The organism is Variovorax sp. LjRoot175 (assembly GCF_964253805.1).
Taxonomy (GTDB): Bacteria; Pseudomonadota; Gammaproteobacteria; order Burkholderiales; family Burkholderiaceae_C; genus Variovorax.
This window is the reverse complement of record NZ_CAXURY020000001.1, coordinates 5,263,527-5,277,309: the sequence shown is the minus strand read 5'-3', so window position 1 is coordinate 5,277,309 and position 13,783 is coordinate 5,263,527. Positions and strand designations below refer to the sequence as shown.

Genomic DNA, 13,783 nt, shown 5'->3' with positions numbered 1-13,783 from the left:
TAACGACGCTAAAGAATGACCCAACGCAAAGGCATCATCCTCGCCGGCGGCTCCGGCACCCGCCTCCACCCGGCCACGCTCGCGCTGAGCAAGCAACTGCTGCCGGTGTATGACAAGCCGATGATCTACTACCCGCTCAGTACGCTGATGCTAGGGGGCATCCGTGACATCTTGGTTATCAGCACGCCGCAGGATACCCCCCGCTTTCAGCAACTGCTGGGCGACGGTAGCCAGTGGGGCATCAACCTCGAATACGCGGTGCAGCCGAGTCCCGATGGCCTGGCGCAGGCCTTCATCATCGGCGACAAGTTCGTGGGCAATTCACCTAGCGCACTAGTGCTGGGCGACAACATCTTCTATGGCCATGACTTTGTGCATCTTCTTTCCGATGCCAACGCCAAGGAGACCGGCGCGACCGTGTTCGCCTATCACGTGCATGACCCGGAACGCTACGGCGTGGTGGCTTTTGATGCACAAGGCAAGGCCAGCAGCATCGAAGAGAAACCCGTCAAGCCCAAGAGCAGCTATGCGGTGACGGGGCTCTACTTCTATGACAACCAGGTCGTCGACATCGCCAAGGCCGTGAAGCCGAGCGCGCGCGGAGAGCTGGAGATCACGGCGGTCAATCAGGCCTACCTCGATCGGGGCAAGCTCAGCGTGCAGATCATGCAACGCGGCTATGCGTGGCTGGACACAGGCACGCACGAAAGCCTGCTGGAAGCCGGGCAATTCATCGCCACGCTGGAGCATCGGCAGGGCCTGAAGATCGCTTGTCCGGAAGAGATTGCGTGGCGGCACGGGTTCATCGACCGGGAGCAACTCGCCAGGCTTGCGAAGCCGCTCGAGAAGAGTGGCTACGGCAAGTACCTCAACCATCTGCTGGCTGAAGAGATCCGCTCATGAAAGTGACCGCCACATCGATCCCCGACGTACTCGTCATCGAGCCGAAGGTCTTTGGCGACTCGCGCGGATTCTTCCTGGAAAGCTTCAATCAGAAGGCGTTCGACGAAGCGGTGGGCGGGCACGTGGAGTTCGTGCAAGACAACCATTCGCGTTCCGTCAGGGGGGTGTTGCGAGGGCTGCATTACCAGATCCAGGAACCCCAGGGCAAGCTGGTCCGCGCCGTGCGCGGCGCCGTGTTCGATGTGGCAGTGGACATCCGCAAGTCATCACCGACATTCGGGAAATGGGCCGGCATCGAACTCAGTGAACAGAATCAAAAGCAGTTCTGGGTGCCAGCGGGCTTCGCGCACGGGTTCCTCGTCTTGAGCGAATCGGCGGACTTTCTCTACAAGACGACCAGCTACTACGCGCCGGTCCATGAACGCGCGATCGCCTGGAACGACAAGGTGCTCGGCATTCGCTGGCCTGACACTGGAGGCAGTCCCCAGCTGTCTGCCAAAGATGCTGCTGCCGCCGCATTCGAGACGGCCGAAGTATTTGATTGACCCGAAACCATTGAAGAAAAATTAGTCATGCTTGATTTCACGGGCGAACGATTCATCCCGACAGAGAGTGGCGAAATACGCTACGAGCACATGCATCGGTACTGCTGGGTCCAATCGCTGTGCTCCGGGCGCGACGTGCTCGATATCGCGTGCGGCGAGGGATACGGGTCGGCGCTATTGGCTGACGTCGCACGGTCGGTGGTCGGCGTGGACATTTCGCACGACGCGGTGGCTCATGCGAGTCGCACCTATGCGGCGCACGAGAACCTCCGCTTCCTTCAAGGGAGCGCCACGCAGATACCTGTGGCAGACGCCTGCATCGATGTCGCGGTTTCGTTCGAAACGCTCGAGCATCTTGCTGAGCAAGAGGAAATGCTGACTGAACTTCGCCGCGTTCTAAAACCCTCCGGCATTCTGATCATCTCGTCGCCCAACAAGAAGGTGTATTCGGACGACCGGAACTATGTGAATGAATTTCATGTGAAGGAGCTCTACTTCGATGAACTCGGCGGGTTGCTCCATCGACACTTTCCTGCCACGCGGTACTTCGGCCAGCGTTTCCTGACCGCTTCGGCATTGCTGCCGATCGACGAACCTGCAGATCACTATGGTGCCTTGTTGATGGCTGACGACCAGGCAAAGGCCCAGACCTTCGTCTCGGACCAGAGCATGTATTTCGTCGCGATCTGCGCGGCGGACGAAAATCTGTTGCCTGCGATTGGGCCGAACATCTTCATGGAGAACGGCAGCGATCTCTACACCAGTCAGCAAGGAGTGATGAGATGGGCGTCCCAGCTGGACAAGGATCATGCGGCCCTCTCAGCCAGACATGTCTCACTCCAGGCGGAGTTTGATGAGCGCAGCGCTTGGGCGTTGATGCTGCGCGCTGAGCGAGACACCCTCGAAAAGCGCCTCGCCAACTGCCTTAGCCAAGAGGAGGCGTCTGAAAAGGCGTTGGCCGCGGCTCTTGCCAGCAATGCGGATGTCAAGCGGCAGCTTTCAGCGATGGTGAACTCTCGCTCGTGGAAGGTCATGGCGCCCCTTCGATGGGTTGCTCGCATGCTTCGGTGAGGCGACCTGTCTAGCTTCATGCACTGAGCGCGGGCTGGCGGCCGGAGGCGCAATACCGATAGGCTCCAAAGTCGCCGGATGCTCAAGACCTTCGCCAGGTCGATGGACCGGCGAGCACATCCGCGCGGAGCCGTACGGGTGACGGCTGCATAATGCCGCATGCATTGCAGTGTTTGCGGTGGCACCGCTTTCGCCAGCCGACCTATCTTGTGGGACTCCCTTATTGCCGAATGGCAGATCTCCCGGGCCGAAGCTGATTATGTTGACCGCCAGCAAGGTGAAACCTGCAACTCATGCGGCTCGAACCTGCGCTCCATAGCCCTCGGAGAGGCGGTCAGATCGTTCCTCGGCACGCGTGAACCTTTGCGCACGGCAGTAGGCACTGAGGCAGGTCGCAAGCTGAGCATCCTCGAGATCAATGAAGCCGGGACGCTCACACCAGTGCTGCGGCAATTTGGTGGCTATGTTTTTGGAGCCTACCCAGAAGTCGACATGCACGCGATCCCCTATCCCAGCGGCACGTTCGACATCGTGATCCATTCGGACACCCTGGAGCACGTGCCGAATCCTGTGCATGCGCTTTCCGAGTGCCGGAGGGTGCTTAAACCAGGTGGCGCGCTGTGTTTCACAGTGCCGATCATCGTGGGCCGCATGACGCGAGACCGGGCGGGCTTGCCGAAGAGCTACCACGGCGATCCAACAACTGCGACCGACGACCTCATCGTACGCACAGAGTTCGGCGCCGATGCATGGACCTATGTGATGGAGGCGGGGTTCAACCGGGTGACGATCCATGCTGTCGGCTACCCGGCGCGGCGCGCGTCAAGGTAGTTGTCGCCTCTTTCATGCAGCCAGCGGCTGTATGTCTGATGCCCGCGAATGTGTCTGAACGACGCAGTCACGTTCGGGGTTGAGGGTCACCGCGCCGATGGGCGCCCAGTTGCGAGTAGGTCCAGACCAGCGCGCCGGGTTGAGCGCCCGGGCACGGGTGTACAACTCGTGGCGAGCAGCCAGGACTGCGCAGTCTTCACCGGTGTGGCGCTGAGCGGGACTGACGTAGCGAATGCCGCTGTGTCGATGGTCATGGTTGTACCAACGTACGAAGGCGCCCGCCCAGGAGCGCGCGTGCTCGAGATCGGCAAAGCCCTTGGTGGGGAACTCCGGGCGGTACTTGGCCGTGCGGAACAGCGACTCTGCGTAGGCGTTGTCGTCGCTCACGCGGGGCCGCGAGTACGACGGCTTCACGCCCAGCCAGTTGAGCATCGCCAACACCGTCGTTGCCTTCAGCGTGGAGCCGTTGTCGCCATGCAGCACCGGCTTGGCGTCGAGCGTGGCGATGCTCTCGGCGAGCGCCGTGCGGCGCACCAGATGCGCAGCATGGTCGGAGTCGTCCGTGTCATGCACTTCCCAACCAACGATCTTGCGGCTGTACAAGTCCAGGATCAGATAGAGGTGGAACCAGCGCCCGAGCACCTGCGCCGGCAGGTAGGTCATGTCCCAACACCACACCTGCCGAGGTGCTGCGGCGACGTGCGTGGTGGGCGGGCGCACGATCTTGGGTGCCTTGGCCCGGCCTCGGTGAGCAGTCTGCCCCCGAGCGCGCAGCACGCGGCTGAAGCTGGACTCACTGGCCAGGTAGATGCCCTCGTCAGCCAGCATGGGCACGATGCGCGCCGGCGGCACGGCGGCAAACCGCGGCTCGTTGGCCACGGCCAGCAGCTGTGCGCGCTCGTGCGGGCTCAAGGCATGGCCAGGCATGGGGCGCACGGCCTGCGGCCTGCGATCGCCCGCCGTGAGCCCCTTGTGGGCCAGCCAACGCTGCAAGGTGCGCGCATCGATGCCGGCGGTCTCGCAGGCCGGGCGCAGCCGCGCTCCGGCGGCGTGTGCAACATCGATGTCTCGGGCCAAGGCTTGGCGATCTTCGAGGCCGATCATTCGTCCTCGCCTTTGTTGAAGATCGCCGCGACTTTTTTTGACAAGACCAAGAGAGCCGCAGTCTCTGCCAGCGCCCGGTCCTTGCGCAGCAGGTCGCGCTCTAGTTCCTTGATGCGCTTGGCGGAGGCTCGCGTGGCCTGGGGGCTGGCCCGGGCCTCCTCGGGTTCGGCCAGCGCGGCTGTCGCGCTCGAGTGCCATTTGTCCAGTTCGGCGGGGTACACGCCGTGCTCGCGGCACCACGCGCTCTTCGCGACCTCGGCCATCGCCGCCGTCGTGATCACCGCCTCAAGCCGGGCGCGCGCAGTCCAGGCCCGCCCTCGGGCGGGCCTGGACTGCGCATCCTCGCGCCAACGCTCCAGTGTTTCCACTCCAATGCCAACTTCGCGCGCCACCACCTCCAGCGCCGAACTCTCCGGCGGCAGCAACCTCGCTACCGCTCGGTCTTTGAATGCTTGTCCGTATCGAGCCACTCTCATCCTTCATCGCCGCCCCCGGGTTCTTGGTTCGTAATAGTCCGGCCGACCCCGTTCTTGACGTCAGTGGTCACGGCCAGGAGGGCGTCAGGCTGTGACGTCAGTGATGTGCTGAAGGAAGGCGAACCCAACTCGCCAGGCACGGCCGTCGCAATGAATGGTGGCGGTGCGTTGGTTGATGCGCGTGATTTGCCCGATGTGCCGCTGCAAGCCTTGATCGGCGAAGCTCACGCGCTGGCCGACACGGAAGTTTTCGCGGCGCGGAATCTCCGGCGGCGGAGTGGGCTTGCTCGGCGCGGATGCTTGCTCGCCCGTGTTTGCGGTGGCCGACTCCGTCGTCATGATGGCGGCGTAAGGCAGGCTGAGATGTTTGTTGTTGGCCTCGTCGAGCACCGTCACACGGTCGTTCTTCATTGACACGACCCGCACCGTCCGCCACTTGCCGTCGCCCCAATGGAGATACTGCACCTGCTGACCCAGATGCAGTTGGCTGCGCGCCTGTACGACGCGCCGCGGATCGGCCAGCAGTTGTTCGATCACCCAGCTGAGCTGGTACAGCTCAGCACTGGTGGCCATGGGCAAGTCTTCGATCAGCTTGATGCGCATGGCCCATTTTGCCCACGACGCCAGCTCAGGCGGCCTGCGCGAGCTCCTCGTACCAGGATGGCCGAAGCTGTTGGAGCTGGGGCGCCACGACCTAGGGCAGCAGCTCGTCGATTCGGTTGATCGGGTGGTCGGCGATGCGCTCCAGTACATGGCGTAGATACGCCTGCGGGTTGATCCCGTTGAGCTTGGCCGTTCCGATCAACGTGTAGATCACTGCAGCGCTGTGGCCGCCGGCATCCGAGCCCAGATGCAAGAAGTTTTTTCTTCCGATTGCAACGCCGCGCAGCGCGCGCTCGGCCGCATTGTTGTGCGCCTCGATGCGCCCGTCATCCACGAAGCGTGTGAGCGCCGTCCAGTTGCCCAACGAGTATCCGATGGCCAGCGCCAAGGGCGACTTTGCCGAGAGCTGCGCCAAGGTCGTGTTCAGCCAGAGCTTCAGGTCCTCGAGCAAGGGGCGCGTGCGCGCCTGCCGAACGCGCATGCGTTCATCGGGCGGCTTGCCATTGATCTCGGCCTCTACCTTGAAGATCTTGCCGATGCGCAGCAGCGCTTGATGCGCCAAGGTGCCAGCCAGCTTGTGTTGCCGCTCGTGGATGTCCCACACCTTTCGTCGCGCGTGGCTCCAGCATGCCGCCTCGATGACCCGGCCGTCTTCGTAAAGGGGGTGATACCCCGCGTACGCATCGGCTTGCAGGATTCCCCGGAAGTCCTTCAGGTGACGCACCGGATGCTCGCCCCGGCGGTTGGCCGAGTACTGGAACCACACCGCCGGCGCGGCCGTGTCGGCACTCGGGCGATCATCTCGCACATAGACCCACAGCCGCCCGGTGCTCGCCTTGCTCCCGGCACCGCCGAGCACACGGATAGGCGTGTCGTCGCCGTGGACCTTTGCGGCGCGCAGCACATGGCGCCCGAGGGCATCGGCCAGCGGCGCCATCAGGCGTGCCGCCTGGCCGACCCAGTCTGTCGGCGTGGAGCGAGGCAACTCCACGCCATCGCGCGCATAGATCTGGCACAGCCGGTACAGGGGCGTGTGGTCCGCGAACTTGCTCGTCAGTACGTGGGCGAGCAATCCGGCACCGGCCAGGCCGCGCGCGATCGGACGGCTCGGCGCGAGCGCCTGCACGATCGTGCTGCATCCGCCGCAGGCCAGCTTCGGTCGAACATGGCGCACGACGTGGAAGCTGCCGGGCTCGTAGTCGAGGACCTCCGAGACGTCCTGGCCGATCTCGCGCAGGCCGTTGCCGCACGCCTCGCACGTGCAGCCACCTTCAGGCGTGTGCATCACGGTGCGCCGCGGCAAGTGCTCGGGCAGTCCGCGCGAGCCGGTTTCCTGCCCGGCCTTGCGCTTCTTGCGAGCGTCTTGCATCGACCTGACGTTGGACTGCTGCTCGCTGTCTTCGGCGCCCTCGCTGCCCTCGCAATGAGCCGTCAACACCACGGCCGGCTGCGCGACCTGGCCACCCACTAGTTCAAGCTGTGCATGCTCGAGCTGTTCGCTGGAACGGCCGTATTTCATGCGCCGCAAGTAGGCCAGCTCGACCTTGAGCTTGTCGATGGTCAGCAACGCGATCTTCAACGCCTCCTGCGAACGCACCACTTCGCCATTGAGCAAAGCGTTGCTGGCAAGCAGTTGTTCGGGCGTCATGGCATGACTGTGCCGGATGCGCCCGGCACTCCCCACGGGAGATGTCCTGTCAACCCGTCGGCTTGGGTCTACGCCGCGGCACGCGGTTGCCAGGTGCGCTCGGGGCGGCGCCAGTCGATGCCTTCGAGCAGCATGGACAGTTGCGCGGCACTGAGCGCGATCGAGCCGGACTCGGCGTTCGGCCAGATGAAGCGGCCACGCTCCAGGCGCCGGGACAGCAGGTACATGCCGTCCCCATCGCTCCACAGCAGCTTGACCAGATCCCCGCGGCGGCCGCGGAAGACGAAGACGTGACCGCCGTACGGATCTTCAGTGAGCGCGGTCTGCACTTTGACGGCGAGCGTGTCCATGCCACAGCGCATGTCGGTGACACCGGCGGCCAGCCAGATCCGGGTACCCGCGCGCGGACCGATCATGACGATTGGCGCAGCGCGCGCAACACGCTGCACAGGCTCGCTTCGTCGACGGCGCCGTGCAGGCGCAACTGCGCACCTGCGATCTCCAGTTCGATGACGCCGGTCCGCGCGGGCTTGGCCGGCGCCGGTGCGATGGTGGCAAGCGGCGAAATCGCGTTGACACCCGAATCTTCGCCGACCGATGCCAGGCGCACGGGCAGCAGTACGGCAGGCGTCGTATGAAGCAACGTCAATTCGCGTTGGCGATCGCGCCGCCACTTGAACAACAGGTTGGCGTTGATGCCGTTGGCCATCGCGATGGCCGACACCGACGCGCCGGGCTGCATGCTCAACTCGATCAGCCGCGCCTTGAATGCGCGCTCGTGATGGCGACGTGACGGTTCGACGCCCTCTGCTTGACTCTTCATGGTGTGCACGATCTCCTGTTGGTGCACACCATCTCCGGGCACGCACTGTTCAGGTCACATGCTCCGAGATCTCGCCAGCTCCAACAAGAACGGTGCTGGCCGGACTATTACCTTGGTTCTATGGAGGCGACAACTATTCTGACGCGGGGGGGGCGGCAACGGCGTTTGCTGCTTACCATGAGTAAGTAGCTCTTGGCGCGGAAACGAAGCTGAGGGTCCGACCTACGGGAGTGTTTGACGGCAGCGGCGCGAGGGGTGCGCAGTGAGAGACTGGGAATCGCCAAACCGTGCGTCAGGCGAGCGGCGGTTTGTGTGCTGTCTACGATGACTTTGGTATTCGGTTGTCAAGGGTTCAAGGCACCGCGCTTGCGGCGCCCGGCAGCGAACTTGCTGAAGACCATCAGGCATGCCAGCAGCGCTGCGCCGATGAGCGCTATTGGAATGGAGGCGAAGAACGTCTTTGGCTGGTAACGGAATTCGACGAGGTGTGAGCCAGGGGGAATCTGAGCGGCCATCTGGTTCCCGTTAATGCGGAGAATTCGCACTCTCTTTCCATCCACAGCGGCTTTCCAGGCTGAGTCAAAAAACTCGTTCACCGCCAGCACGCTTGGTGACGGGCACATGACCATCATGCGCATTCGATTGGTTGAGCGAAGAATCTCCTGGCTCGCGCATTCAGCATGCGTGCCATTCCTCAGCACGCCAACGTCGTCGGGTTGCACATAAAGCAGTCCGTTTGCAAGATCGGCGTCGGCAATCTTCGAGGAGAAGTCGCCCAGGCTCGAGAAGGTGCCGTCGATCGTAGTGAATACATGGCTGTGCGGCAAAACATCCTTGGCTTCGTAGATTTGGAGGCCCTCGATACTTTCACGATAGGCGTATCCGCGTAGGGAGTCTGGCGCACATTGGTCGCAGACCAGGTATTTCGCGCCCAATGCTTGAAAGTAGTTGCTTGAGCGCGGACCGTGATAATACAGCTCGTCGAATTGTCGGCTGGGCGCAGGATTGAAGTAGGCGTTGAGTGTCCGGATGCCTTTATATGAGGCCAGCATGGATGCCACTTGCTTGTCGATCTTTCCATCGAAGATGACCCGGTACTCACGCTTGGGATCGAGTGCCACCAACCTGTCGAACACGCGATCGAGCTCACGGCCGCCACCCGTGTTGTATGTACTGATCGAAACCAGGGGAGGAATCCACTTCACCTCAACAGCGAGGAGCACTAGGGCCGCTCCACCCCATAGCAGGGCTGCAACTACACCTCTGTGCGCCCAAGACCTTCGCGCAAGCAGCGCGGTCATCAAGATCAGTGAAACGAGGATGAAGACGGGCACCAGGGGCGGCACCACGGACACGATCCGATCACCAGCAGCAAGCAGCGCGACAACACTGAAGAAAGCGGAGGCCCATAGCGCAATGAATGGACGTCGCTTCAGCGCCGCCCCTCCATCGCCCCGCGAGACCGTCTTTCGCAACTCGTCTATTCCCAGTGCCGCCAGCGCGGCGATTGCAAATTGAAAGAGGACCAGGAAGCGGCTAGGCTCGCGAATCTTGTTGAGGAGGGGGATGAGATAGTTGATATACGCTAGGCCAAGATTGCTCCCCGTCGAAGAGATGATCGAGTAGACCGCGATGAAAAGCAGCGAGCCCGCGATCCACGAACGCGGACGCGAAAAGGCTGCCACACAAGCCGATGCCAAGGCAACAACACCGACGTATGGACTCCCGACTGCAGCCCCTTCAAGTCTGAAAAGTACGCCCGTCAGGCTCGATATGGAGAGCTGATCGACCTGAAAGGCCACAAACGGAATTCGTTCGTTCCCCTGCACTGGGGGGAACGGGCCGATCCAGCGAATCATGTCTTTGAACTCGAGAACCGCCGGGAGGATGACCGGAGCGACCAATAGGAGCGCCAGTACTCCAACCGTCATCACCAGCGCCAGCGGGTATCTCGTTTGCTTCCATCCCTCGATGAGCCCGTGGTTGGCCCAGTGCGCGACGGCAAAAACCGCCGACACAATCACAGCGTGGATCAGCGGCTGCGCCGGCGACGCCAACGTCAAAAGCACAATGCCAACTAGTGCTATCGCAAGGCAGCGTTTTCGGCCTGGATACTTAAAGGTTCCGACGAGCCCCGCCAGATACAGGGGAAACCAGGCATATGGAGCCGTGATGTTAAGCCAGACCGAATAGGTCAGGCTGTTTGCCCCAAAAGCGAACAATGCTGCCGCCATGAGCGCAGCGATACGCGATGCACCGATGACTCTCAGAAAGACATACATGTTGATCTCGAGAACCAACAAGTGCGCCAGTGTGATCCAGTGCATCGACCGGACCACTTCTGCAGGACTGCCAAAAATGGGCAGCGAAGCGAAATAGAAGGGATAAAACGGGGAAAGCTGCGGGAAGTTATAAAGCGGCAGGCCTCCCAATGCAGTGTCCATCCTCAACGGCCATTCGCCGTGCGCCAACGAGGCAGAGATGGACGAGAGCACGGCACCGATGAAGAACTCGTTGTCCATCCATAGCGCAAAAGACCGAGTCTTGTCGAAGGCGGGCCAAAGGATGATGCACCAGAGCGCGAAGAGGCCAGCTATGACCCCAAGGACCTGCGCGATGCGATAACTTCGAGAGTTGGGAAAGCGGCTACTTTCGAGCGACATGGGTCTTCCGGAACACATACAGCTTGCTCATCACGAACGAAACGACCACGTAAACCGCGCTGGCGAGGATTTGGCTGACCGCCTCATGGACTCCGATGGCGCGTACCAAGATGACCAGCGCCACGAAGTTCGATGCATAGGCCACGGCGAAAACCACGAGGAATCGGACAAAGGCCTCGCGATGCCGCCTGTCGCTGTTGAAGGTGAACACCTTGTGCAGCACATAAGAGACCAGCAGGCCTATTCCGTAGCCGATGGCGTTGCTGATCTCTGCGGATAAACCCGCGATGTACATGCACGCGAAGATGATCGAATAGCCGAAAACGGTATTGATGACCCCGACGACGAGGAAGCGGAAGAGCTGATGCGCTGCCGGCGTCCGGCACTGGTCGAGGACCGATCGAAAAATGGCAGCTGATCGCGACATGGAGTTTGGGAAGAGGTTGCGAGCTTGAGGTCGGGGGAGGTGCTTTCGTTCGAAAACGATAGAAAGCCAGCGGAGGACATCAACCGGTCAGATGTGATCGGTTGACCAACGCAGGGCTGCGTATCGGCCGAAACAATCCGCCCAGGGCCAAGGCGATCATCATCGCCCGTTCACTGGGCTAGCCGTGCGAGATTTCCTCTTCAACGATGTAACGCGGGCGACCTTTGACCTCCTCGTAGATCCCCCCCACGTAGGCCCCCATGATGCCGAGGACGATGAGTTGGATGCCGCTGAACAGCAGAAGAAGGACCACCAGCGTCGTCCAGCCATCCGGGATGGACTGCACTACGAAGTACTTGATGATCGACACGACGATCAGCACGAAGGCGAGCATGGCAAAGAGGCTGCCGATGAAGACGCTGAGCTGAAGCGGCTTGGTGCTGAACGACAGGATGCCGGCCGTCGCAAGCTGGAGCATCTTCGACAAGGAATATTTCGAGTGGCCGGCAAAGCGCTTCTCTGCGATGTACTCGACGCCTGCCTGCTTGAAGCCGATCCAGGAGAACAACCCTCTCAAGAACATGTTGCGCTCCTGGAATCCCTGGGACAGCGTTCGCGCCACGCGCTGCGAGATCAATCGAAAATCGGCCGCGTTCGGATTGATCGGGATCTGCGAGATGCTGCCGAGCAGCTTGTAGAAAAGATTGCCGGCCTTCTTTCGTATGAAACCGATATCATCCGTGTCGCGCCGCAGGGTATACACCACCTCAGTGCCGCGCTTGAATTCCTCGAGTAGCGTCGGAATCAGTTCAGGCGGATGCTGGAGGTCACTGTCCATCATGATGATGGCGTCCGATTCCAGCGAATGTTCGATTCCGGCCAGCAGCGACATTTGGTGCCCAAACCGAGAGGAGAGCGCAAGCACCTTCGTGCCCGGATCGGAGGATGTCAGCGTCCGCAGCACGTCGAGCGTGCCGTCCGTGCACTTGTCCACCACATAGAGGATGTTCCATTCGAGATCCTCTATGGAGCTCAGCACTTGCCTCGTGCGAGCGTGGAAATGTGCGATGACCTGCTCTTCGTTGAATACCGGGGTGATCACAGTCAACTTAGTCTTTGGCACGCTCGACCTCTCTCCCCAGCAATTGCAATGTCTTGGTCATGTCTGCGTAGATCACAGGAACGTCGTAGCCGGCGCGGTTCGTCAAGGCGGGCGACTCGAGCACGGGGACCTGCGTCAACCCATGAAAGGCCAATTGGCGCTCAAGCAGCGCGCGCATGGTGATCGGCTTGCCGCTGCCCACGTGATAAATCTGTCCGGTCTCGCCCATCGCGGCGATCGCGAGCATCTGCTTTGCTGCCTCATCCGTGCTTATGTAGTCCCGGGTCGCCGTGAGAGGACCGAATTCGAAGGCCTGCCTCGTCCCGCTCCGTACTTCGTCGATCTGCATCTGCACCCGACCGACGAACAGCCGATTCGACAAGCCTTGCCCCTCGAGATTGAAAACCCGTGCGACAAGCACATCGACGCCGCGAAGCGCATAGAACTGTGCAAGCTGCGTTTGCCACGATTTGGTCAGGCCGTAGACCGACTGCGGATTCAACGCGTGATCCTCGCGGATCGGATTTTCTTCGGGGCGGACCGCTCCGTACTCCGCGGCAGAACCCACGAGCAAGACGCGCGTTGTCGCGTCCGTGCGCTGAACGGTGTCGAGTAGCTGACGTGTGGCCTCGACGTTGATCGCGTAGGCCTCGTCGTACTCGCTGGAGAAGGTGGCGGCCAGATGGAGGATCAGGCTGGGCTGCGTCTGCTGGACCAGGGTCTGGAGGCGTTCAGCGTCGCGCACGTCGAGCGGAAATTCATCCGCGCGGCGACTGGTGGCGATGACTTCGAAGGCCTTGTTCTGCCGCAGGCGGGCGATGACTGTCCGCGCCAACGCGCCGGTGGAGCCGGTGACCAGTACGGTCTTCAAGGGCCGATACCGAGCTTGGTTGCAAGCTCTTCGAAATGATCGTCGGCGTATTGGTAATCGTCCGGGCGGCCGATATCCAGCCAATAGCCATCGAAGGGCCATATGGCGATGTTCTGGTTGTTCTTGAGGCCGTCGACCATGAGCTCGTCGAAGCCATACTTGCCCCCCTTGGGAAGAGCTTCGACCACCGAGCGATGGATGCAGTAGATGCCCATGCTGACATCGAAGTCGTAAGTCGGCTTTTCCTGGAATTCTTTCAGGCGGCCGTTCTCGTCGTAGCGCAACACGCCGAAATCGATCCGTACCTGGCGGCGATACGCCGAGACCGAGACCTTGCTGCCGGAACTCACATGCGACTCGAAGAAGCGTCTGTAGTTGAGATCGCAAAGAATGTCGCCGTTCATGACAAGGAAGTTCTCCGGAAGATCGGGAATCAGCGTCAGAGGGCCGATCGTGCTGAGCTCACCTTCCTCCAGCGAGTAGTCGAGCTGCACCCCCAGGCGAGATCCGTCGCCGAAGTAGGCCATGATAAGCTGTGACAGGTGATTGACGGCAAGGGTGATCCGGGTGAAGCCCGCCTGCGCCAACTGCATGATGATGATCTCAAGGATCGAGTATTTGCCGCCGAGGGGTACCAGCGGTTTGGGAATCAGCGTGGTGTAGGGGCGTAGCCGCGTACCCTTGCCGCCGGCCAGAATGACTGCTCGCATCTTCGA

General features: G+C 61.5%; 14 protein-coding genes. 4 read left to right on the top strand and 10 right to left on the bottom strand.

Features of this window, described 5'->3' with window-relative positions; all coding sequences use genetic code 11:
• Positions 1-15 precede the first annotated feature (15 nt).
• The 4 genes from rfbA to ACSQ89_RS26130 all read left to right on the top strand — a co-directional run bounded on the left by rfbA (position 16) and on the right by ACSQ89_RS26130 (position 3,350).
• Positions 16-903 (top strand): glucose-1-phosphate thymidylyltransferase RfbA, encoded by an 888-nt coding sequence (gene rfbA / locus ACSQ89_RS26145; protein WP_436294110.1) that lies wholly within the window; start codon positions 16-18, stop codon positions 901-903.
• Positions 900-1,448, top strand: a complete 549-nt coding sequence (gene rfbC, locus ACSQ89_RS26140; RefSeq protein WP_436294111.1) for a dTDP-4-dehydrorhamnose 3,5-epimerase — start codon at positions 900-902, stop codon at positions 1,446-1,448. Before rfbA ends, rfbC begins: the two co-directional genes overlap by 4 nt.
• 27 nt (positions 1,449-1,475) lie before the next feature.
• Positions 1,476-2,519 carry a class I SAM-dependent methyltransferase gene (locus ACSQ89_RS26135; protein WP_436294112.1) on the top strand — a complete coding sequence of 348 codons (1,044 nt, stop codon included), beginning with the start codon at positions 1,476-1,478 and terminating at the stop codon, positions 2,517-2,519.
• Between the two features lie 207 nt (positions 2,520-2,726).
• Positions 2,727-3,350, top strand: a complete 624-nt coding sequence (locus ACSQ89_RS26130; protein WP_436296565.1) for a class I SAM-dependent methyltransferase — start codon at positions 2,727-2,729, stop codon at positions 3,348-3,350.
• A gap of 12 nt (positions 3,351-3,362) precedes the next feature.
• Here the strand turns inward: ACSQ89_RS26130 and ACSQ89_RS26125 are convergent.
• The 10 genes from ACSQ89_RS26125 to ACSQ89_RS26080 form a co-directional block, all read right to left on the bottom strand.
• Positions 3,363-4,924, bottom strand: a protein-coding gene (locus ACSQ89_RS26125) for an IS3 family transposase (protein ID WP_436296564.1) whose coding sequence is annotated in 2 segments (ribosomal slippage) — positions 3,363-4,495 and positions 4,495-4,924 — 1,563 coding nt in all. Because the reading frame shifts where the segments join, the coding sequence is not laid out codon by codon here.
• Positions 4,925-5,014: 90 nt separating this feature from the next.
• Entirely contained in the window at positions 5,015-5,533 is a 519-nt protein-coding gene (locus ACSQ89_RS26120; RefSeq protein ID WP_436295681.1) for a hypothetical protein, read from the bottom strand.
• A gap of 91 nt (positions 5,534-5,624) precedes the next feature.
• Complete coding sequence (tnpC, locus tag ACSQ89_RS26115; protein WP_436296563.1) at positions 5,625-7,181, bottom strand: IS66 family transposase; 1,557 nt, start codon at positions 7,179-7,181, stop codon at positions 5,625-5,627.
• A 68-nt stretch (positions 7,182-7,249) separates the two neighbouring features.
• The gene (gene tnpB / locus ACSQ89_RS26110) at positions 7,250-7,597 is read right to left on the bottom strand and encodes an IS66 family insertion sequence element accessory protein TnpB (RefSeq protein ID WP_436295679.1); all 348 of its coding nucleotides are present in this window, start codon (positions 7,595-7,597) and stop codon (positions 7,250-7,252) included.
• Entirely contained in the window at positions 7,594-8,004 is a 411-nt protein-coding gene (tnpA, locus tag ACSQ89_RS26105; RefSeq protein ID WP_436295678.1) for an IS66-like element accessory protein TnpA, read from the bottom strand. The genes tnpB and tnpA overlap by 4 nt, the downstream gene beginning before the upstream one ends.
• A 344-nt stretch (positions 8,005-8,348) precedes the next feature.
• Complete coding sequence (locus ACSQ89_RS26100) at positions 8,349-10,667, bottom strand: hypothetical protein (RefSeq protein ID WP_436295677.1); 2,319 nt, start codon at positions 10,665-10,667, stop codon at positions 8,349-8,351.
• On the bottom strand, positions 10,651-11,094 hold the full coding sequence (locus ACSQ89_RS26095; protein ID WP_436295676.1) for a GtrA family protein: 444 nt from the start codon (positions 11,092-11,094) through the stop codon (positions 10,651-10,653). Before ACSQ89_RS26095 ends, ACSQ89_RS26100 begins: the two co-directional genes overlap by 17 nt.
• Positions 11,095-11,272: 178 nt before the next feature.
• Complete coding sequence (locus ACSQ89_RS26090) at positions 11,273-12,196, bottom strand: glycosyltransferase family 2 protein (protein WP_436295675.1); 924 nt, start codon at positions 12,194-12,196, stop codon at positions 11,273-11,275.
• Positions 12,197-12,203: 7 nt separating this feature from the next.
• The gene (locus ACSQ89_RS26085) at positions 12,204-13,067 is read right to left on the bottom strand and encodes an NAD-dependent epimerase/dehydratase family protein (protein ID WP_436295674.1); all 864 of its coding nucleotides are present in this window, start codon (positions 13,065-13,067) and stop codon (positions 12,204-12,206) included.
• Positions 13,064-13,777: a nucleotidyltransferase family protein gene (locus ACSQ89_RS26080; RefSeq protein WP_436295673.1), complete on the bottom strand. Its 714-nt coding sequence runs from the start codon at positions 13,775-13,777 to the stop codon at positions 13,064-13,066. The genes ACSQ89_RS26085 and ACSQ89_RS26080 overlap by 4 nt, the downstream gene beginning before the upstream one ends.
• Positions 13,778-13,783 lie beyond the last annotated feature (6 nt).

Excerpts from the sequence above, each read along its gene's own strand:
- rfbA (WP_436294110.1), top strand. The coding sequence starts at position 16 with ATGACCCAACGCAAAGGCATCATCCTCGCCGGCGGCTCCGGCACCCGC.
- rfbC (WP_436294111.1), top strand. The coding sequence starts at position 900 with ATGAAAGTGACCGCCACATCGATCCCCGACGTACTCGTCATCGAGCCG.
- ACSQ89_RS26135 (WP_436294112.1), top strand. The coding sequence starts at position 1,476 with ATGCTTGATTTCACGGGCGAACGATTCATCCCGACAGAGAGTGGCGAA.
- ACSQ89_RS26120 (WP_436295681.1), bottom strand. The coding sequence starts at position 5,533 with ATGCGCATCAAGCTGATCGAAGACTTGCCCATGGCCACCAGTGCTGAG.
- tnpC (WP_436296563.1), bottom strand. The coding sequence starts at position 7,181 with ATGACGCCCGAACAACTGCTTGCCAGCAACGCTTTGCTCAATGGCGAA.
- tnpB (WP_436295679.1), bottom strand. The coding sequence starts at position 7,597 with ATGATCGGTCCGCGCGCGGGTACCCGGATCTGGCTGGCCGCCGGTGTC.
- tnpA (WP_436295678.1), bottom strand. The coding sequence starts at position 8,004 with ATGAAGAGTCAAGCAGAGGGCGTCGAACCGTCACGTCGCCATCACGAG.
- ACSQ89_RS26100 (WP_436295677.1), bottom strand. The coding sequence starts at position 10,667 with ATGTCGCTCGAAAGTAGCCGCTTTCCCAACTCTCGAAGTTATCGCATC.
- ACSQ89_RS26095 (WP_436295676.1), bottom strand. The coding sequence starts at position 11,094 with ATGTCGCGATCAGCTGCCATTTTTCGATCGGTCCTCGACCAGTGCCGG.
- ACSQ89_RS26080 (WP_436295673.1), bottom strand. The coding sequence starts at position 13,777 with ATGCGAGCAGTCATTCTGGCCGGCGGCAAGGGTACGCGGCTACGCCCC.